The organism is Achromobacter ruhlandii (genome assembly GCF_002082135.1).
GTDB lineage: Bacteria > Pseudomonadota > Gammaproteobacteria > Burkholderiales > Burkholderiaceae_B > Achromobacter > Achromobacter ruhlandii.
In genome coordinates this window covers 5,999,824-6,019,505 of record NZ_CP017433.1, presented here as the reverse complement: position 1 = coordinate 6,019,505, position 19,682 = coordinate 5,999,824, and the positions used below count along the sequence as shown (strand labels likewise).

The window sequence follows — 19,682 nt, the reverse complement described above, 5'->3', positions numbered from 1 at the left end:
GTCCCGCGCCGCCTGCGCGCGCGGGGTAAGAGAAGGCAGCCCATGGCAGTACGCGCGATCCGTGCTTGCGGGCGCTGCGCCTGCCGCCTCGCGCTCACACTGTCCGGCGCGACGGCGGCGGCGGCGGATTTGCCCATCCAACTGGTGTCGTTCGGCAATATCGCCGAGCGCGATGTCTATTTGGAGGTGAGTATCAACGGCGTCAACACCACGCAACTGCTGCGCTTTCGCGACGCGCAGGGCCGGCTGTCCGCCAGTCCCGGCGCGCTGGGTTCGGTCGGCGTGGATGTGGGCAAGCTGGGCGCGCCGCGCGACAGCCAGGTCCCGCTCGATGACATCGCCGGCCTGCGCTATACCTACAACGCCGCCATGCAGACGGTGAACCTGGTGGTGCCGGACGCGCTGCGCCGGCCGTTCGAGGTGGACACCCGCGGCTTGCCGCGGACACCGCGCGCGACCTCGGGCCGCGGGCTGATCCTGAACTACGAGGCCTATGCGCAGACCGATGCCTACAGCAAGGTGTCGATGTACACGGAGCAGCGCTATTTCGATCCGCATGGCACCTTGAACAACACCGGCACCGCCTACCTGGGGGGGCGCGCCGACCGCTACATCCGCTATGACACCTACTGGACCCATTCCGACCAGGACAGCCTGCGCACCCTGCGGATCGGCGACACCATCACCTCGTCGCTGAACTGGTCGCGCTCGGTGCGCGTGGCCGGCATCCAGTGGGGGCGCAACTTCGCGCTGCGCCCCGACCTGGTGACGTTTCCCGTGTCGTCGCTGAGCGCCTCGTCGGTGGTGCCCTCCTCCGTGTCGCTGTACGTCAACGGCGTGCAGCAGTATTCGGGCAACGTGCCCGCCGGCCCGTTCGTGGTCAACCAGATTCCGGGCATCACCGGCTCGGGCCAGGCCACGCTCGTCACGCGCGATGCGTTGGGGCGCAGCGTCAGCACCTCGGTGCCGCTCTACATTGATACACGCATGCTGGCGGCCGGCCTGTCCAGTTACTCCATCGAAGCGGGCGTGGCGCGGCGCCAGTTCAGCGTGCGCTCGTTCGACTACGACAAGCGCCCGGCCCTCACCGCGTCGGGGCGCTACGGCCTGGACGACGCGCTGACGCTGGAAGGGCATACGGAGATGAGCGCCGGCGTCTACAACGTCGGCGCCGGCGCGGTCGTCAGGCTGGGGCAGGCCGGCGTGATCAACGGCGCGCTGTCCGGCAGCGCTGGCCACGACAACGGCGGCCAGGTCAGTCTGGGCTACCAATACGTGGAGCCGGCCTTCAGCGTGGAATTGCAGACGGTGCGCGCCCTGGGGGACTACGGCGACCTGGGTTCGCGCGAGGATGTGCCGGTGCCGCGGCAGACGGACCGGGTCACCTTCTCGCTGCCGCTGACCCCGTCGCAGAGCGTCGCGCTGAGCTACATCGGCTTTCGCATGCCGCAGGTGCCGGCCGCCCGTATCGGGTCGGCCTCGTACACCGCCAACCTGCACAGCCGCGTGTCCATGAACGTCAGCGCGTACAACGATTTCGCGCAGACCAATTCGCACGGTGTCTATCTGGGCTTTTCCATTCTGCTGGGCGACAACACCCAGGTCAATGCCTCGGTCGGCCGGCAGGGTGAGCAGGGCATCTACAGCGTCGGCGCGCAGCGCAATGTGGACTACGGCGGCGGCTGGGGCTGGGGCGTCGAGAACGGGCGCAGCGGCGCCATGCAGTACAACCAGGGCAAGGTGCAGTTCCTGGGCCGCTATGGCCAGCTGACCGCGCTCGGCCAGGACTACGGCGGACGCAGCCAGGCCGCGGTGCAGGCGGTCGGCGCGCTGGTGTTGATGGACGGCGCCTTGACGCCATCGCGCCGCATCAACGACGGCTTCGCGCTGGTCAGCACCGACGGCACGCCGGATGTGGCGGTGCTGCACGAGAACCGCAAGCTGGGCCGGACCAACAGCGCCGGCCATCTGTTGGTGCCGGACCTGAATTCCTACCAGGCCAACCGCCTGTCGATCGATCCGGATGAGCTGCCGGTGGACATGAAGCTGGAGACGACCAAGGCCGTGGTGGTGCCGCAGGCGGGCTCCGGCGTGCTGGTCAAGTTCGAGCTGCAGCGCTATGCGGCGGCGTCGGTCATCCTGCACCTGCCGGACGGCGCCGTCCTGCCCGTGGGCGCGCGCGTGGCGCACGTCGAAAGCGGCAAGCAGTCGGTGGTGGGCTACGACGGCATCGCTTTCGTGGAGGACCTGCAGGCCGACAACCACCTGCGCGTCCAGGGCGGCGGGGTGTCGTGCGCGGTGGATTTCCCGTACCGGCACGACCCGGCGCGGCCGCTGCCCACGCTCGGGCCATTCATCTGCCAGCCGTTCAAGGAACCGGGCCAATGAAGTCGATCCTGTTGATCCTGTCGCTGCTGCTGGGCGCGGGCGCAGCCGCGGATGCCCGGGCCACCTCGTGTTCGCTGGGCGCCGCGACCACCGGCACGGTCAACTTCGGCGCCGTCAATCCGCTGCTCTCCGCCGATACCTTCGCCGACAGCAACAGCGTGGCGGTGACCTGCAATTTCACGGCGCTGGCGTTCGGCGCGCGGCTGTGCTTTTCGGCCGGCGTGGGCACCACCAGTCCCTCGACGGCCGCGCGCGCGCTGGGCGCGGGCAGCTATCGCATGAATTACAACCTGTACACCGACAGCGGCCATAGCCAGGTCTGGAGCAACGCGACCACCTCCGCCCCGACCTCCGTCCTGCTGGCCGGTCCGGTATTGACGACCGGTCCGGCGTCGACCTCGTTCTCCTACTACGCGAAGCTGCCGGGCGGGCAGACCACCGTTTCGACCATCGGCAATGCCAACACCCTGTACAGCGAGACCTACAGCACCACTGTCCGTGTCGACATCGCCTGGGGGTTGCTGTCGACCCTGCTGGTGAACTGCCCCATCGCGGCGCCCAGTCAGACCTTGTTCGTGCCGCTGACCGTGCAGGCCACGGTGCAGAAGAACTGCAGCGTCAATACCGCCAGCAATCTGACGTTTCCACCGCAGGGTCTGCTGAACCAGGCGGTGACCGGTAGCGGACAGATCACCGTGCGTTGCACCAACAACAATGCCTTCGCGGTGGCGATCAACGGCGGCACGGTGGCCAACAACGTGATGGCGCGCAAGATGAAGCACGCGACCGCCGCCGACACGGTCGGCTACCAGCTGTACCAGGATGCCAACTACGCGACCGTCTGGGGCGACGGGGTGACCGGCGGCACGACGTTCAATGGCACGGGCACTGGCGCCAACCAGGCGTTCACGGTCTATGGCCGGGTGCCCGCGCAGGCCACGCCTCGCCCCGGCAACTACAGCGACACCGTCCTGGTCACGATCACGTTTTGAGGTCCGCGCGCGGCTTGACCGGCCAGAACAGCGTGGCCGGCCGCTGCCAGATGCGGCGGCGCACGCCCAGCGCCAGCGCCTTGCGGTCGCCGCGGCGCAGGTTGCGCGATCGCAGCGCCACGTTGAAGGCCAGCGCGAAGCTCACGCCCACGTTGAGGATGCCGGTCAGCGCGGTGCCCGCCACGGCCATCCAGAACGCATGCGTATGCACCACCTCCCAGCCCAGCGCGCCGATGGCCGAGCCGATCTGGCCGGCGCTCAGGGTGACGTGGCGGACCTCGACGGGCGGGCCGAAGAAACTGACGATGGCCGGTCCCAGGCCCAGCATCAGGCCCAGCGAGACGTTGCCGGCGATGCCGGAGATATTGCGCTGCCAGAAGCCGGCCCAGCGCGCCGCGCCGCGCGCGCCCACCAGGTGGCGCAGGCGCCGGTCGTAGGCCATGACGTCGTGCACGCGGTGCAACGCGAACCAGTTGTCGGCCCAGCCCGCGATCAGGCTCGACAGCCACAGCAGCACGCCGGTGGCGGCGGCGTAGATCGGCGTCGGCCCCCAGGCGGAAAACGAATCCAGCGTCGCCTGCGCCTTCTGCGCGTCGATCAGGGGCCGCTGCAGCCAGTGCTGCGCCACCCATTGCACCACCCAGGCCAGGGGGAACACCACCGCCAGGTTGCCCAGGATAGCCGCCGCGTTCGAGCGGATCATGGACAGCGTGTCGTCCAGGAAGGCTTCGCGGCCCTCAGGGGTATTAGCCTCGTCCAGCCGGTGCGCCAGGGCCGGGCCGGTCATCGCCGGCTGCTTGGTGGCCAGGGTGAAGTGGGCGAAGTGGATCGCCAGGAAACCGCCGGCGTAGTTCAGCGAGGCCAGCAGCCCTTCGATGAACTTGTCCAGATGCAGCGAGACGATGAAGAATTTCAGGTAGACGGTCAGCACCATCACCAGTCCGCCGCCGGCCGAGGCCTTGAGCATCGAGAGATACTCGGCCGGATCGCGCGCGATGTAGTGTTCGCCGGTCTCGGCGGTGCGTTCCATCACGCGCCGCGCCAGCTGCGCGAACGACGAAGCCGCCAGGTGACGGATGCTGCTGCGCGCCTGGGTCGAGCGGATCAGCTCGGCAATCAGGTGCACGTACTTGTGGCGCTGGGTCGGGTCCACCCACACGCCCAGCAGCAGTTCGATGCGCGCCAGCCGCAGCTTCATGCGCTCGATCTGGAACACCACTTCGACCGACACGCCGTTCTGTTCCAGTTCGGCGTAGACGTGCTGCGAGGCGGCGCGGCAACTGTCGAGCAGCGCGCGGAACACGTTCAGGCGGCGCGCGAAGATCTCGCGCGGCGTGTCGGGCGGGCTGTCGCAGAGCTCGGCGGCGGCCGCCGCCAGGGCGAAGAACGGGCTTTCGCGCACCCGGCCCGGCAGGCGCGAGCGGATGTCCTGGCTCAGGCCGGTGGCGCGCACCTGGCTGGCCAACACCTGGATGCTGCTGGTGAGCGCCTCCACCAGATGCCGCGGCGGCGGTTCCGGGGCGTCCGGGTCGGCGCGCTCAATGCTGTCGCCGTGGCGCAGCAGGCGCCGCATGCGGGCGCGGGTGTCGTCGTCCAGGGCCTCGATCCAGCTGGCGTCGTGGTCGTTGCGGAAAATCAGCGAAAACAGCCCGAACATGTCGCTGCGGTTCGGCGGCGGCGGCAGCAGCCGCGCCTGGGCCCGCTCCCAGAACTCGCCCCAGAAGCCGGGGTGCGATGCCACGCCCGTATCGCATAGCAGCGACGTGGGATCGTTGTCGCGGACCAGCGAGCGCAGGGTGGCGGCCACCGGCGCCGCCAGCGCCGGATTGTTTTCCAGCACCTGCAGCACGTAGCGCAGCCGCGCATGTTGCGGATGGCGGCCGTCTTCGGCGGGGTCGCGCCCGGGGCGGTCGATCCAGCGGCACAGGTCGACCATCCACAGGTTGCGCTGCGCCAGCGGCGCCTGCGGATCGGCGCCGGCCAGGATCGTATCGAGCTGCGGCCCGCCATGCCGCGACGCGCGCCATTTACGCCAGAGGGAAGTCAGCATGATCGCACCTCGCGGGTCAGAGCGATTCGGGTTCGCGGCGCAGCGAGAAACCCTGCGCCTCGTTCATGGCCAGGTAGCTGACATTGCGCGACACCACCGGCGGCTTGTCGCCGTCATGCAGCGCCAGCAGCCCGTCCAGCACCATTTTGTCGGCCAGGGTCATGCGGTCGATCATGCGCAGGTACTGCATCCAGCTTTCCACCAGAAACACCTCGCGCCAAACGCCCTCGCGTTCCAGGTCGCGGAACAGCTGCCATTGCTGCGCGCCATTGCGCAGCCGCAGCAGGCGCAGCGGCCGCGCCGCGTCGATCAGGGCGGACAGTTTTTCCCTGGGGATCAGGTATTCCACCGCCACCAGCACCGCGCCGTGCTGGGTGTTGAAGCCGGCCGCCGACAACGCCGGTTCGGTGGTGTCGGCGCGCGCCAGCGATTGCGTGTTGACCTGTTCTGGCAGGCGCGAGCGGTACAGCAGCGCGACGGTGATGGCCAGCATCACGCCGGCGGCCGACAACGCCCCGGATACGCCCATGGTGCCCGCGAAGTGGCCCCACATGAACGAGCCGGCCGCCAGGCCGCCGAAGATCGCCGTCTGGTACAGCGCCAGCGAACGCGCCTTGACCCAGTCGGGCACCAGCATCTGCACCGTGGTGTTGTAGGTGGCCAGCACGCCGATCCAGCAGGCGCCGGACAACAGCAGGGCCGGAAACGCCAGCCACAGCGTGCTGGTCAGCCCCAGACCCAGCAGGCAGGCAGCCAGCAGCCCCGCCGCCACGCTCACCAGGCCGCTGGCGCCCCAGGCCGCCTGCAGCCGCCGCACCACCGCACTGCCCAGGATGGCGCCCACGCCCAGCGCGCCCAGCATGTAGCCATACAGCAGCGCGTCGCCCTGTTCATGGGCGTAGGCCAGCAGCGGCAGCAGCGCCCATAGCGCGCTGGCCGACAGGCCGAAGGCGAAGGCGCGCAGCATCACCACCCGCGTCACCGTGGAATGCTGGGTATAGCGCAGGGCCGCCACCACGCCTTCGAACAGCCGTTCCGGCGGCAGCCGCCGCGCCGGCACGTCGCGGCGCCAGCGCCAGATGGCCCAGATCAGGCTGCCGTAGCAGACGCAGTTCAGCAGGAACACGGTGGGCGCGCCGGCGGCGCCCAGCAGCAGGCCGCCGATGGCCGGCCCGACCGCGCGCGCCACGTTGTAGTTGACGCTGTTGAGCAGCACCGCGCTGCCGATATGCTCGCGCGGCACCTGTTCGCCCACCGCGGCCTGCCAGGCGGGCGTGACGATGGCGCTGCCGATGGCGATGCAGAACACCGAAATGATCAGCGTGATGGGATGCAGCAGGCCGATATAGGCCAGGATCGTGATGAAGATGCCGCCGGCCAGCTCCAGCAGCATGCCGACCAGCATGACCTTGCGGCGGTCGTAGTTGTCCGCCAGCACGCCGGTCAGGATCGACAGCGCCACCAGCGGAAAGGCCGCGGCCACCTGGATCATGGCGACCATCAGCGGGCTGCTCTGCTCGGTGGTGATGACCCAGGCCGCCGCCACCGACTGCGCCCAGGTGCCGAGATTGGCGAACAGGTTGGCGATCCAGATGATGCGGAACGCGGGGAAGGCGAAGGGCGATAGCGTGCTGACCCGCAGCACGGGCTGGGGCGGCGCGGCGGGGGTGCCCGGCGAGGTGGGGGGAAGATCGTTGTTGGCCGAGACGGGCTGGAGCATGGAGGCCTCTGTGATCACCCGGACAGGACGGGCGGGGGCCGTCCAATGGTACGCCTATTGCGCGGCGTCCGGATGAAGGCGAGGCGATGCGGCGACGCCGCGCGCCCGATGGGGCGCGCGGCTGGGATCAGGGCTTGGCGCGCGGCGCGGGCGGCGGATAGGCCTGGTTCAGGTACTCGACGATCAGCGGCACCTGCTCGGCCGGGATCGGCGCGCCGTAGGTGCCGATCATCTTCTTGACCTCGGCGTCCCAGAAGCCCGGCGGCATGGGCGGCTGCGACGAAATGTAGTCGACCGAGTGGCACATCAGGCACAGCGTGGCGCCCTGGGCGCCTGGACCGGCGCCGGGGCGCAGGGTGGCGGTTTCCGGTGGCAACTGGATGTCCAGGGCCAGCGCGGGGACGCAGGCGCCAGCGGCGGCCAGGGCCAGGGCGAGGCGGGCGAGTCGGATCATGGCGGTCTCCTCAGGCGGCGTCGACGCGCACGGTTTCGACCACGTTGCGCATGTAGCCAGCCGGGTTCCACAGCGGTTCCAGGGGCTGGGTATCGCCGGCCATGTTGGTGGCGCGCGCCTGCAGCTGATACGCGCCGGCCTGCGCCGGGGTGAATTCGGCGTGCCATTCACGGAACGAATAGCGGCCCAGGTCGCGGCCCAGCGTGGCGGCGCGCCAGGTCTTGCCGCCGTCGGCCGAGAACTGCACGTCGCGGATGCCGCGGCCGCCGTCGAAGGCGATGCCGCGCACCCGCACCCGCGCGCCCTTGGCGACGCGGGCGCCGTCGGCCAGGCTGGTGATGAAGCTGCGCACGTTGTAGCGGCCGATAGGACGCGTCTTTTCCGGCGCCTTGCCCGCCGGCGTACAGGCGCAGTCGTTGTCGGGGATGCGGTAGGCCTTCTGCATCCAGAAGCCATCGAATTCCTTGTCCAGCACCTTGATGTCGGCCAGGTGCTTGACCCAATAGGTGCCGTAATAGCCCGGCACCACCAGGCGCACCGGGTAGCCGTTGAGCATGGGCAGGTCGGCGCCGTTCATGGCGTACGCCAGCATGACCTCGCCGTCGAGCGCGTGGGCCGCGTCCAGCGCCTTGACGAATTCGGGCGTGCCTTGCAGCACCGGCCGGTCCAGGCCCTCGAACGTCACCTGGCGCGCGCCGGCCTGGATGCCGGCCTTTTCCAGCACGCGCTTGAGCGGAATGCCGAGCCAGCGGGCGTTGCCCATGGCGCCGTTGCCCAGCTGGCCGCCGCCCACGCGCGGTTCGAAGAAGCCGCGGCTGTTGCCGGAACACTGGGTCACCGCCACCAGTTCGACCGGCGCGCCGAATTGCTGTTTCAGGTCGGTCAGCGACAATTCCAGCGGCTTGCCCACCCGTCCGCCCACGCGCAACCGGTAGGCGGCGGGGTCGATGGCGGTGGGGATGTTGCCCAGGTGATAACGCACGAAGAAGGCGTCGTTGGGCGTGATCAGGTCTTCGTTGAAGACCGCGAACGGGGTTTCCAGTTGCGGCGGCCGCGAGGTCTGGCGGATCAGGGGACGTTTCTGCGGATAGGCGACCAGGTCGCGCTCGCCATTGGCGAAAGGCAGGGTGACGGTGGCCGGGGCGGCCAGGCTGGTCAGGGCATGGCCGGCCAGCGTGCCGGTCGCGCCCAGCGTACAGGCCTGGCGCAGGAAGCGTCGGCGCCCATCCGGATCGAATGCGCTCATGCTTGTCTCCTCTTGTTTTCTAGTACCCTCGCCTGCGGCGCGGTCGAATCAGGCTACGCCCGCCGGCCTGACAAATGCGTTAACAGTTGCATCGGCCGTTCCAATAACCGTGTTTTCCGCGCCTGGTGCGCACGACCCCTTCATGAAACTGACTTTCAACCGATCGGCCTTCGCCGCGCTGCTGGCCGTGACCGCCGTGGAAGCGCTGATCGCCACCCTGGGCAAGCCCTATCCGCTGCTGCGCGGCTTCGTGGGCGACGTGGTGGCGGTGGGCTGGGCCTATCTGGTGTATCGCAGCTTCATCCGCGCCGGCGTGCTGCCGCTGGCGCTGGCGGCGTTGTTGACCGGCTACGCGGTCGAGCTGGGCCAGTACCTGGCGCGCCACTACGGCTGGCGCCTGGAGCAGCCGGTGCTGCGCGTGATCCTGGGCAGCGTGCCAGACTGGTGGGACATGCTGGCCTACACGCTGGGGTTCCTGCTGGTGCTGCTGCTGGCCGGCGCGCGCCGGATGCGCGGTCCGGACCGCGCGCGCGGCAGCGGCGCTCGGGCCGCCGGGGGCGCGGCCAAGCCTTGAGCGAGGAATATGGCCGGGGGCGTGCCGGGTCGGGGGCGGGGCCGGATTGTGTGGCGCCTGGCTTGCGGCAACCTTCAACAAGCGGGCAGGCCGCGGCCACGCCGCCAGGCACGGGCCAGGGCAGGGACGTCTGACATCGCGCGGCCTCCGGGCAACCACTGCGAGCGGTCCCGAGGCCGGCGGCGCGCCCAGGCGGGCGTGGCAGGGGGAGCGCCCGGATGCGACGCCGGGCGGGCTTAGCCGGCCTGGCCGACCGCTGCGCTCTCGCCGCGCTGCGGGGCGGCTTTCGTCTGCGGGCGCAACCGTGCGTTGCGGAAGGGGGCCAGGCATTCGGCCCAGGACGACGGGAACAGGGGCGTGGCATGGCGAACGGCATCGCGGGCGGCGTAATGCGCCAGCAGCTGCTGGCCGATCGGGGCGTCTCCCAGGGGGTGGCGGGTCTTCATGGTATTTCCGGATTGCATTGAAAGTGTATTCATTGTACCAGGGTAAACCCTGAGGTCCAACCCGGGCAGGTTGCGCCAAGTCATTGAAATGATGGGGACCGTCCCCCTTGGTGTGCGCGGCAACGGGAATACCCTAGTCGAACAAAATAGTAGACGGTATACAATGTTCTGCATCGGTCGAGGTTTTCGGCCGGCCCCTCCCCCATAGACCTGGAGCGCGTCATGGCAGAACTGATGAACCGAGATGAATTCCGCACCGCGTTGGAAAACGCGATCAAGGGCAAGAGCGCCAACGCCTCGCCCTTTTCCATTGCCTGGGCCGAAGGCAAGCTCAGCCGTGAGCACCTGTCGCGCTGGGCCGAGAACCACTACCACTACGTCGGCCCGTTCGCCGACTACCTGGGCTATCTGTACGCCCGCACGCCCGACACCTATACCGAGGCCAAGGACTTCCTGCTGGCCAACATGTACGAAGAGGAAATCGGCGGCGACCGCCATACCGACCTGCTGATCCGTTTTGCCGAGGCCTGCGGCACCACCCGCGAGCGGGTCACCAACCCCGACAACATGTCGCCCACCACCCGGGCGCTGCAAAGCTGGTGCTACGCCGTGGCCATGCGCGAAGACCCCATCGTGGCCGTGGCCGGCCTGGTGGTGGGCCTGGAATCGCAGGTGCCGTCGATCTACCGCAAGCAGACCCCGACGCTGCGCGAGAAGTACGGCTTCACGGACGAAGAGGTCGAATTCTTCGACCTGCACATCGTGTCCGACGAAATCCATGGCGAACGCGGTTACCAGATCGTGCTGGAGCATGCCAACACGGTCGAGCTGCAGCAGCGCTGCCTGAAGATCTGCGAGATCGGCGCGCAGATGCGGCTGCTGTATACCACCGCGCTCTACACCGACTACGTGCAGCAGGAAATCGCGCTGCCGGAGCTGGGCCTGGCGGCCTGACACCCGCCGCCGGCGGCGTCGCGCGCACGTCGCGCGGGCGGCCGCGGCGGCCCATCGGATGACCGATACATGCCTACCGTCACATTCCACAAAGGCGGCCAGACCTACACCGGCGAGGTGCCGGACAACGCCAATCTGGTGGTGCGCGCCGGCATCCGGCAGTTTCCGTTCCCGCACCTGCGCTACGAGTGCGGCATGGGCAAGTGCGCCAAGTGCGCCTGCCGCGTGCTGGCAGGGGCCGAGCACCTGCCGCCGGTGAACTGGAAGGAAAAGAAACAGCTGGGCGAGCGCATCGAGTCCGGCTACCGGCTGGCCTGCCAGCTATGGCTGGGCCACGACATCGAGCTGGCGCAGGACGCCGAGGTGGCGCCAGCGCGCGAGCCCGCGGCAGCGGTCGGGCAGCCCTAGCGCCCGCGCCGCGTGTCACGGGACGTCACCGCGTCCCGGCCCCCAAACCCCGATGCAAAGGAACCGCGCATGACCCGCGACGCGAATGACGCCGTGTTCGTGATCCTGACCTCCAAGCCCGGTGTGTACCGCACCGAGGTGGACGCGCAGGCCGAGATCGTCGAAACCTACGACTACGCCTGCGACGGCAGGACGCGCGCCGTGTTCAGCATCGCCCGCCTGCTGGGGCCGGCGCGATTGCTCGTCACCGAGGAAACCCCGCCCTACATCGTCAACCGCGTGCCGTCCAAGTTCCTGGAATCGTTCGTCTCGCTCGAGGCCGCGCGCCGCGAGCTGGCGCACCTGAGCCGTTTCGGCAGCATGCAAACCACCTTGACGCGGCGTCCCGGCCCCGTCGCGGAGCATTGAGCAGCATATGGTCAAGATCACGTTTCTATCGAATGGCGGCAAAGTCGCCAGCGCGCCCGAGAACAGCAACCTGCTGCGGGTGTCGCTGAAGGAACAGGGCGGCATTCCGTTCAAGTGCGGCGGCGGCCTGTGCGGCACCTGCAAGTGCCGTATCGAACAGGGGCTGGAGCACACCGACGCCATCAAGCCCAAGGAACGCAAGCATCTGCGGCCCGAGGATTTCGAGGCCGGCTACCGCATGGCCTGCCAGACCTTCGTGCTGGGCGACGTGGCGGTGTCTTGGGTGGTGCGAGACGGCAAGGGCGTGGTGGTGGACGGCGCCAGCCAGCCGGCGCCGGCGGCGTCCTGATCGCGCGGCCGGGCGGCCGCGCTCAGGCGGCCGAGGAATGCGCCTGGCGCGTGTCGGTGTAGGCCTTGGCGGCGTTGTGCACGTGCTGGCTGGCCAACAGCGCGGCCAGGTCGCCGTTGCCGGCGATGACGGCATTCAGGATCTGCGAGTGCTCGTCCCAGTTCTGCTTGGCGCGGTGCATGTTGCTGGGCGCGAACAGCAGCGCGGTGCGATCGCGCAGCGAGCGCATCAGGTCGGTCAGCACCACGTTGCCGCCTATGGTGGCCAGCATCTCGTGGAATTGGGAATTCAGCGCCAGGAACTTGTCCAGCTGCTCGCTGCGCGCGGCTTCGGTGCCTTCGCGCAGGAACGCCTGCAGGCGTTCGACCGTCTTGTCGTCGCGCCGCTGCGCCGCCAGCTTGGCGTTCAGGCCCTCCAGCGTGGCGCGCACTTCCACCATGTCGTAGGCCACCGCGTCCGACAGCACCGACACCGAGGCGCCGCGGCGCGGCTCGATGGTGACCAGCCCTTCGGCCGCCAGCGCCCGCAGCGCTTCGCGCACCGGGATGCGCGACACGCCCATTTCCTCCGATAGCCGCCCTTCGACCAGGCGGTCGCCGGGGGTGAATTCGCCGCTGAGGATGCGCTCGCGCAGCTTGTCGCGGATGACCGCGAACAACTGCGGATGCTGCTCGCCGATCTTCAGCGGGGCAGATTGCTGCGTGTCTACGGCTTGCGAGCTGACGGGCGTGGTGGTCATGGCGAGCAGGTCTGGTGGAATGGATACAGTCTTCATTGTATTACCGGGCGGCGCGCCGGCGACGGGGGCAAGCGGTTTCAACCGGCCCACAGGGCCTTGGCGATCACGCCCAGCGCGCCCACGGCGCAGGCCCCCAGCAGCACGCCGCGCACCGCGCGCGGCGGCAGGCGGTGGCGCAGGCGTCCGGAAACGGCGAAGCCGGCCAGCAGGAACGGCGCCAGGCTGAGCGCCAGGCCGGCGTGGTAGCCGGTGTAGCGCCGCGCCCAGGCCAGCATCGCCAGCGAGAAGATCGAACCCAGGAACAGCACCATGCCCAGCGTGGCGCGCAGCCGTGGCGGGTCGGCGTGTTGCAGCACCAGGGCGATGGGCGGGGCGCCGACCGAGGTCATTGTGCCCATGATGCCGGAGGCCACCCCCGCGCCGGAAACCCGCCCCGGCGTGGCGACAAAGCGCAGGCCGGCCGCGCTGAGGGCGACCGCGGCGAGGATCATGGCCGCGAACAGCAGGCCCAGCGTCTGCGGCGCGAAGCGCGCCATGGCGTAGATGGCGATCAGGGTGCCGGCGGCGCGTCCGCCCAGGGCGTAGGCGACCGCGTGCCAGTCGATCGCGGCGCGCTCGCGCAGCGCCGTCAGCAGCGAGATGAAACCGCCCAGCGTCAGTAATGGGCCGGGGGCGAGCTGGGGGAAGCACAGCGCCGCCACCGGGGCTGCGAACATGGCGAAGCCGATGCCGCCCACGCCCTGCGCCAGCGCGGCGCCGAACACCACCGCGGCCATGGCGGCGTAATGCCAGAGATCGGGTAGGGAAGCCGTCATGCCGAATTCGTCTTTTTTGTATACGGTAGTCTATTGAAATATCGGCGATGCACCAAGCCAGGGCTTATGCCCCAAGTTAATGCACTGATTTTCCTCGAATATTCATGGAAATTTCAGAGTTATCGCTTTCCCTAGGCGCTGCATATTTCGGTTGGTATAGCCCCAAACGAAATATAGTATACCGAAGTGGCGACCCAACAGCCACGTCGACAAGGGGAATAGCGCATGCAATCGGACGTCGTGCTCAACGCCGCTCACTGGATGTACCTGATCAGCGTTGCCGCGATCATTCTGACGATGATCCTGCGGGCAAACGTGGTGGTGCCATCGGTGATCGGCACTTTCCTGGTGGTGCTGGCCATCACCGGCAACCCGATCAGCGCGCTGATCGGCATCTTCTCGGCCAGCTTCGTGGCCGCCAAAGAGCTTTTCAACATTTTCCTGGTCATCACCTTCATGACCGCCCTGCTCAACGCGCTCAAGACGCTGCAGGCGGACGTGCGCATGGTGCAGCCGTTCCGGCGGGTGATGCGCGGCGGCCATTCGTCGTTCCTCATCATTGCCCTCTGTACCTATGTGATCTCGCTGTTCTTCTGGCCGACGCCGGCGGTGCCGCTGGTGTCCGCGATCCTGCTGCCGGCGGCCATCGCGGCCGGGCTGCCGCCGCTGGCCGGGGCCATGGCGATCGCCATCGCCGGGCAGGGCATGGCGCTGTCGTCCGACTACGTGATCGGCGTGGCGCCCGGCATCAGCGCCAAGGCCGCCGGCGCGGCGGTCAGCGCCGCGGTGGTGGCGGACCGCGCGCTGGTGCTGTCGCTGATCACCGGCGCGGTGGCGTTGACCGTCGCCTACCTGCTGGTGCGCAAGCACATCGTGCCGGCCGACCCGGGCCTGTTGTCGGCCTGGCAGGCGCGCGCCCAGGACGGCAGCCTGGCCGAGATCGAGCACTCAGGATCGTTCGACAAGGCCGAACTCGCGCGCGGCACCATGGGTGCGAACCCGGCGCTGCCGCGCGGCCCGGGGCTGAACGACGAGGAACGGCGCCGGGTGCGCTGGTCGCGCGTGTTCGCGGTGGTGACGCCGCTGGCGTTCCTGGGCGTGATCGCGGTGATGGTGCTGCCGCGGCTGTTCCCGTCGCTGCCTGCGCTGCGCGGCGGCGATGCGGCGGCCCTGGTGGGCGGCGTGGCGTTCGTGGTGATGATGCTGGTGACGCTGGCGGCCGAGGGGCCGCGCAAGATGCTGGATGTTTGTCCCGAGCACGTTACCGACGGCTTCGTGTTCGCCTTCAAGGCGATGGGCTCGGTGCTGCCGATCGCCGGCTTCTTCTTCGTCGGCGCCAACGAGACGGCCGCGCAGATCCTGGGCATGCCGCAGGCCCAGGCCCCCGGGCTGTTGTTCGAAGTGATCTCGGCGGGCCAGCACCTGATCCCGGAGAACCACTTCCTGGTGGCCTTCGGCGTGCTGCTGGTGGGGATGATCACCGGCATCGACGGTTCGGGTTTCGCCGGCCTGCCGTTGACCGGCACGCTGTCGGGCGCGCTGGGGCCGGTTGTGGGGGTGGATCCGGCGACGCTGGCGGCGGTGGGCCAGATGGGCGCGGTGTGGACCGGGGGCGGCACCCTGATCGCCTGGTCGTCGCTGATCGCGGTGGCGGGGTTCGCGCGGGTCCACGTGCTGTCGCTGGTGCGGGCGCTGCTGCTGCCCGTATTGCTGGCGCTGTTCGTGTCCACGATCTGCGCCGTGCTGATCTGGCATTGACGCCGGTTCGGGTTTACGTGGATCGAACCATTTAGATTAAAGTATACAATGTTCAGAAATTACCTCAGACGGCCAATTTCCGGGCATTCCGGCCAGCCCGGCAAAGGAAGGACTTCCGTGGACGAGCTTTCGCAGCAGGAATTTCTGAATCACATCGGGGGCGAATGGGTTGCCTGCGCCTCGGGCGCGACAGTGCCGAACCTGAACCCGGCCGACAGCGCCGACGTGGTGGGACGGTTCCAGCAATCGGACGCGGCCGATGGCGCCCGCGCCGTGGCGGCGGCCGCCGCCGCCTTTCCCGCCTGGCGCGACACGCCGATCTCCAAGCGCGCCGCCATCCTGTTCCGCGCCGCCCAACTGCTGGAGGACCGCGCCGACAGCGTGGCGCGCGAACTGACCCGCGAGGAAGGCAAGAGCCTGGCGCTGGCGCGCGACGAAGTGCTGCGTTCGGCCCAGACCCTGCGCTTCTACGCGGTGGAAGGGCAGTCGTTCACCGGCGAGACCTTCGTCAACGACGATCCGGACATGGTGGTCTACAGCCAGCGCGAACCGCTGGGGGTGGTGACGGTGATCTCGCCGTGGAACTTCCCGATCTCGATTCCGGCGCGCAAGATCGCGCCCGCGCTGATCACTGGCAACACCGTGGTGTTCAAGCCGTCGTCGGACGCGCCGCTGTCCGGCTACCGGCTGGCGCAGGCGCTGGTCGAGGCGGGCCTGCCGCCGGGCGTGCTGAATTTCGTGACGGGACCGGCCTCGAAGGTGGGCCAGGCCATCACCACCGCGCCGGCAGTGCGCGCCATTTCCTTCACCGGCTCGACCGCCGCCGGCGAGCAGATCCACCGCGGCGCCGGCCTGACCACGCGCACGCAGATGGAGCTGGGCGGCAAGAACCCGCTGATCGTGCTGGCCGACGCCGACCTGGATCGCGCGGTCGATCTGGCCGTCAAGGGCGGGTTCTCGCTCAGCGGCCAGGCCTGCACCGGCACCAGCCGGCTGCTGGTCGACCGCAAGGTGCTGCCGGCGTTCACCGACAAGCTGCTGGCGCGCATGCGCAAGCTGACCATCGGCAATGGCCTGGAGGGCAACTTCGACCTGGGTCCGCTGGCCACGCGCAAACAACTCGACACGGTGCTGAGCTACATCGCGCTGGGCAAGCAGGAGGCCACCCACCTGATCGGCGGCGAGCGCCTGGACGGTCCCGGCTTCGAGCGCGGCTATTACGTGTCGCCGGCCCTGTTCACCGACGTGACGCAGCAGATGCGGATCGCGCGCGAGGAGATTTTCGGGCCGGTGCTGGCGCTGATCGCGGTGGATGGCTATGACGAAGCCATCGCCTGCGCCAACGACACCGAATATGGCCTGTCCGCCGCCATCGCCACCAGCGACGCGCGCTACGCCCATCGCTTCGCCCGCGACATCCAGGCCGGCACCGTCAAGATCAACCGCACCACCACGGGCAACCTCATCAACGCGCCGTTCGGCGGCCTGAAAAGTTCCAGCACCTCGACCTTCCGCGAATCGGGCCGGGTCGGGCTGGAGTTCTACACGCAGATCAAGACCGTCTACCGCGCAGGCTGACGGCCCTACCTGGAGTCAAGCAACATGAAGCAGATCTATCGCCTGGAACTCGAAGAAGCGCGTCTCATGGTGCGCGCCGCCATCGCCCGCTCGGAGCAGATCGGCGTGCTGGAATCGGTGTGCATCGTCGATGACGGCGGCTATCCGATCGCGCTGGAGCGCATGGACGGCGCCCGCATCACCGGCCCGCAGATCGCCTGGAACAAGGCCTTCACCGCCGCCGGCCACAAGCGCTCGACGCACCTGTTCACCACCCCGCCCAACGGGCCGGCGCTGCCCGGCAACGAAGCCTTCGGCATCCAATGGAGCTTCGAAGGCAAGTTCGCCGCGTTCGTGGGCGGCTTTCCCATCGTGGTCAACGACGAGGTCGTCGGCGGCGTGGGCCTGAGCGGCGGCAACGGCGAGCAGGACACCCAGGCCGGCCTGGCCGCGCTGGGGGCGCTGGCCGAACTGCTGGAGCCGCGCGGCCTAAAGGTGCTGGTGCAGGCGGACATCAAGAAATAGGCGCCGAACCCCCATGGCATATCGTGTTCATCTGCTGGAGACCGGCCAGACCTTCGAGGCCGAGGCGGGCGAATCCGTGCTGGCGGCGGCCGAGCGCGCCTCGGTGCGGCTGCCGCACGAGTGCACCTTTGGCGGCTGCGGCACCTGCCGCATCAAAGTGGCCGAAGGCGCCGTCGACTACGAGGAATTCCCGATGGCGCTGACGCCGGAGGAGGCGGCCCAGGGTTACGCCCTGGCCTGCCAGGCGCGGCCGCGTGGCGACCTGAGCATCAGCGTCGCCAACAGCCGGCAGTTCGCCGCGCCGCGCCGGCTGGGCGCCACCGTGCACCGCATCGCCGCGCTCTGCGACGACGTCATCCACCTGACGCTGGCGCTGCCGCCGGACACGCCGCTGGACTACGCGCCGGGCCAGTACATGAACGTGGTGTTGCCCGACGGAGCCACCCGCAGCTTTTCGATGGCCTCGGCGCCGGCCGGCAATCTGGTGGATTTCCACGTGCGCCGCATTCCGGGCGGCCGCTACACCGACCAGTGGCTGGGGCAGGCGCGGCCGGGCGCGGCGCTCGAGATCGAGGCGCCGCTGGGCGTGTTCAGCTATCACGAGGAAGATTGGCGGCCGATGATCATGATGGCCACGGGCACCGGCATCGCGCCGATCAAGGCGATCCTGGAGTCGCTGCTGGACAACGACGACTGCCCGCCCGTGACGCTCTACTGGGGCATGCGGACCGAGGCCGACCTGTATCTGCGCGACCAGATCGCGGGCTGGGCCGAGCGCCTGTACGAATTCAACTTCGTGCCGGTGCTGTCGCGCGCCGGCGCCGATTGGCGGGGGCGGCGCGGCCACGTGCAGCAGGCGGTGCTGGCGGACCACGGCGACCTGTCCGAACACGCTTTCTATCTGTGCGGCGCGCCGGCGATGGTCAGCGAGGCCACCGCGCTGCTGGCCAGGCGCGGCGCCAGCCTGGATCACGTCTACGCCGACAGCTTCACCTTCCAGCACGCGCCAGCCGCGGCCGCGATGCCCTAACGGCGCCCGCGGGCCGCGGCGTGAGCTCGCCTAGCGGAACACCAGCACCGGCAGCTTGGTGCGCGCCAGCACGCGCTGGGTCTCGCTGCCGAGCAGGAAGCCGGTCATGCCGTGGCGGCCGTGCGACCCCATCACAATCAGGTCGCAGCCGCGTTTCTGCGCCGTATCGACGATGGCCTCGTGCGGATGGTCGTTGACGGCGACGGCGGTTTCGCACGGCACCAGGGCTTGGCGCGCCTCGGTTTCCAGCCCGTCGAGATAGGCGGTGGCGTTCTTGCGGGCCTGGTCGGTGTGCTGGGCCTGATGCGCGCCCAGCATCTCAGCCTGGTAGACCGTCAGATGATCTTCCGGGATGGCGCGCAACAGGGTGATGGAGGCGTTCATTTCCTTGGCGAAAACGAGCGCCTTCTTGAACGCCGACTCGGACAGCAGGGAGCCGTCCACGGCGATGAGCAGATGCCTGTACATGTTGCGTCTCCTTTGGGAAAAAGGAACGTCCAGCAAGGGCGAATTCAGTATAGGCCCGTGTCTGGGCCCGCATAACCTCATACCGAGTAAGTATTTTCCCGGCCCGCCCGGCGATGACAGAATCGCCCCATTCCTGCTTCGTGCCATCCCGTCTTCGTCATCTCCTGGAACCCGTCCAATGCGCCTTCTCGCTCTTGCTGGCAGCCCGTCCGCGCGGTCGCGCTCGTCTGCCTTGCTGCGCCATGCCTACGAGCGCCTGCAGACTCTGGGACGCGTGGTTGATGCGATGGGCTTGCTCGACATTCCGGCACAGGATCTGGTTCAGGGCCATTACGCCGGCGAGGCGGCCGTGGCGTTGCGCGCCCGCGTGTCGCAGGCCGGCGCCGTACTCATTTCGACCCCGGTCTACAAAGCTTCGTTCGCTGGCGGCCTGAAAGCCGTGCTGGACCTACTGGATGAGAAGGCGTTAGCGGGCAAGGTGGTGCTCCCCATCGCCACCGGCGGCAGCCCGGCGCACCTGTTGGCGTTGGAATATGGGCTCAAGCCGGTGCTATCGGCGTTGGGCGCGCGGCATATCCTGGCCGGGGTCTATGCCACCGACAAACAGGTGCGGCTGGGCGACGGGGGAGAGGTTTTCATCGACGCGGACGTGCGTGCGCGGCTGGACGAATCCATCGAGCGGGTGGCGGAGCTGACGGAGCCGCAGCCCGGCCAGATCGCCGCGGCGTTCAACCTGGGCAAGCTCGCCCTGGCCGGCGGCTTCGGTATCTGAATTCATCCGCGATTTTTTCAGGAGCAGGA

General features: G+C 68.7%; 20 protein-coding genes. 12 read left to right on the top strand and 8 right to left on the bottom strand.

Translation table 11 applies throughout. From position 1 onward, the window contains the following. Positions 1-42 precede the first annotated feature (42 nt). Both AruCF_RS27310 and AruCF_RS27305 read left to right on the top strand, forming a co-directional pair. Positions 43-2,388: a fimbria/pilus outer membrane usher protein gene (locus AruCF_RS27310; protein WP_080977302.1), complete on the top strand. Its 2,346-nt coding sequence runs from the start codon at positions 43-45 to the stop codon at positions 2,386-2,388. Next, on the top strand, positions 2,385-3,380 hold the full coding sequence (locus AruCF_RS27305) for a Csu type fimbrial protein (protein WP_049070741.1): 996 nt from the start codon (positions 2,385-2,387) through the stop codon (positions 3,378-3,380). The genes AruCF_RS27310 and AruCF_RS27305 overlap by 4 nt, the downstream gene beginning before the upstream one ends. Here the strand turns inward: AruCF_RS27305 and AruCF_RS27300 are convergent. From AruCF_RS27300 to sorA, 4 genes are all read right to left on the bottom strand, one after another. Beyond that, complete coding sequence (locus AruCF_RS27300) at positions 3,370-5,430, bottom strand: site-specific recombinase (RefSeq protein WP_049070743.1); 2,061 nt, start codon at positions 5,428-5,430, stop codon at positions 3,370-3,372. The genes AruCF_RS27305 and AruCF_RS27300 overlap by 11 nt on opposite strands. Before the next feature lie 16 nt (positions 5,431-5,446). After that, positions 5,447-7,150: an MFS transporter gene (locus AruCF_RS27295; RefSeq protein WP_049077384.1), complete on the bottom strand. Its 1,704-nt coding sequence runs from the start codon at positions 7,148-7,150 to the stop codon at positions 5,447-5,449. 127 nt (positions 7,151-7,277) lie between these two features. Beyond that, complete coding sequence (gene sorB / locus AruCF_RS27290; RefSeq protein WP_049070744.1) at positions 7,278-7,604, bottom strand: SorB family sulfite dehydrogenase c-type cytochrome subunit; 327 nt, start codon at positions 7,602-7,604, stop codon at positions 7,278-7,280. 10 nt (positions 7,605-7,614) lie between these two features. Beyond that, positions 7,615-8,850, bottom strand: coding sequence for a SorA family sulfite dehydrogenase catalytic subunit (sorA, locus tag AruCF_RS27285; RefSeq protein ID WP_049070745.1), 1,236 nt, complete (start codon positions 8,848-8,850; stop codon positions 7,615-7,617). Positions 8,851-8,992: 142 nt separating this feature from the next. On the opposite strand from sorA, the gene AruCF_RS27280 reads away from it, so the two are divergent. Further along, positions 8,993-9,424 carry a DUF2809 domain-containing protein gene (locus AruCF_RS27280; RefSeq protein WP_049070747.1) on the top strand — a complete coding sequence of 144 codons (432 nt, stop codon included), beginning with the start codon at positions 8,993-8,995 and terminating at the stop codon, positions 9,422-9,424. 236 nt (positions 9,425-9,660) lie between these two features. Here the strand turns inward: AruCF_RS27280 and AruCF_RS27275 are convergent, their stop codons facing one another. Continuing rightward, positions 9,661-9,870: a hypothetical protein gene (locus AruCF_RS27275; RefSeq protein WP_049070749.1), complete on the bottom strand. Its 210-nt coding sequence runs from the start codon at positions 9,868-9,870 to the stop codon at positions 9,661-9,663. A 222-nt stretch (positions 9,871-10,092) separates the two neighbouring features. Between AruCF_RS27275 and AruCF_RS27270 the strand changes: the two genes are divergently transcribed. The 4 genes from AruCF_RS27270 (at position 10,093) to AruCF_RS27255 (ending at position 11,989) form a co-directional block, all read left to right on the top strand. After that, on the top strand, positions 10,093-10,824 hold the full coding sequence (locus tag AruCF_RS27270; RefSeq protein ID WP_006387284.1) for an iron-containing redox enzyme family protein: 732 nt from the start codon (positions 10,093-10,095) through the stop codon (positions 10,822-10,824). 69 nt (positions 10,825-10,893) lie between these two features. Beyond that, positions 10,894-11,232 carry a 2Fe-2S iron-sulfur cluster-binding protein gene (locus AruCF_RS27265; RefSeq protein WP_049070750.1) on the top strand — a complete coding sequence of 113 codons (339 nt, stop codon included), beginning with the start codon at positions 10,894-10,896 and terminating at the stop codon, positions 11,230-11,232. Positions 11,233-11,301: 69 nt separating this feature from the next. Beyond that, on the top strand, positions 11,302-11,640 hold the full coding sequence (locus tag AruCF_RS27260; RefSeq protein WP_080977303.1) for a ferredoxin: 339 nt from the start codon (positions 11,302-11,304) through the stop codon (positions 11,638-11,640). A gap of 7 nt (positions 11,641-11,647) precedes the next feature. Beyond that, positions 11,648-11,989: a 2Fe-2S iron-sulfur cluster-binding protein gene (locus tag AruCF_RS27255; RefSeq protein WP_049070752.1), complete on the top strand. Its 342-nt coding sequence runs from the start codon at positions 11,648-11,650 to the stop codon at positions 11,987-11,989. A gap of 22 nt (positions 11,990-12,011) precedes the next feature. Here AruCF_RS27255 and AruCF_RS27250 read toward each other — a convergent pair whose 3' ends face one another. Both AruCF_RS27250 and AruCF_RS27245 read right to left on the bottom strand, forming a co-directional pair. Then, on the bottom strand, positions 12,012-12,728 hold the full coding sequence (locus tag AruCF_RS27250; protein WP_049070754.1) for a GntR family transcriptional regulator: 717 nt from the start codon (positions 12,726-12,728) through the stop codon (positions 12,012-12,014). A 77-nt stretch (positions 12,729-12,805) separates the two neighbouring features. Beyond that, positions 12,806-13,543 carry a sulfite exporter TauE/SafE family protein gene (locus tag AruCF_RS27245; protein WP_049070756.1) on the bottom strand — a complete coding sequence of 246 codons (738 nt, stop codon included), beginning with the start codon at positions 13,541-13,543 and terminating at the stop codon, positions 12,806-12,808. Positions 13,544-13,768: 225 nt separating this feature from the next. Here AruCF_RS27245 and AruCF_RS27240 point away from each other — a divergent pair, with 225 nt between their 5' ends. The 4 genes from AruCF_RS27240 (at position 13,769) to AruCF_RS27225 (ending at position 18,413) form a co-directional block, all read left to right on the top strand. After that, on the top strand, positions 13,769-15,301 hold the full coding sequence (locus tag AruCF_RS27240) for a hypothetical protein (RefSeq protein ID WP_049070757.1): 1,533 nt from the start codon (positions 13,769-13,771) through the stop codon (positions 15,299-15,301). Between the two features lie 117 nt (positions 15,302-15,418). Then, positions 15,419-16,879, top strand: coding sequence for an aldehyde dehydrogenase family protein (locus AruCF_RS27235; protein ID WP_049070760.1), 1,461 nt, complete (start codon positions 15,419-15,421; stop codon positions 16,877-16,879). Between the two features lie 24 nt (positions 16,880-16,903). Next, positions 16,904-17,383: a GlcG/HbpS family heme-binding protein gene (locus tag AruCF_RS27230; protein ID WP_049070762.1), complete on the top strand. Its 480-nt coding sequence runs from the start codon at positions 16,904-16,906 to the stop codon at positions 17,381-17,383. A 13-nt stretch (positions 17,384-17,396) separates the two neighbouring features. Further along, positions 17,397-18,413 (top strand): 2Fe-2S iron-sulfur cluster-binding protein, encoded by a 1,017-nt coding sequence (locus AruCF_RS27225; protein WP_049070763.1) that lies wholly within the window; start codon positions 17,397-17,399, stop codon positions 18,411-18,413. Positions 18,414-18,443: 30 nt separating this feature from the next. On the opposite strand, the gene AruCF_RS27220 is transcribed toward AruCF_RS27225, so the two are convergent. Beyond that, on the bottom strand, positions 18,444-18,881 hold the full coding sequence (locus tag AruCF_RS27220; RefSeq protein ID WP_049070765.1) for a universal stress protein: 438 nt from the start codon (positions 18,879-18,881) through the stop codon (positions 18,444-18,446). Positions 18,882-19,059: 178 nt separating this feature from the next. Here AruCF_RS27220 and ssuE point away from each other — a divergent pair, with 178 nt between their 5' ends. Further along, entirely contained in the window at positions 19,060-19,653 is a 594-nt protein-coding gene (gene ssuE, locus AruCF_RS27215) for an NADPH-dependent FMN reductase (protein ID WP_049070766.1), read from the top strand. Positions 19,654-19,682: the final 29 nt, after the last annotated feature.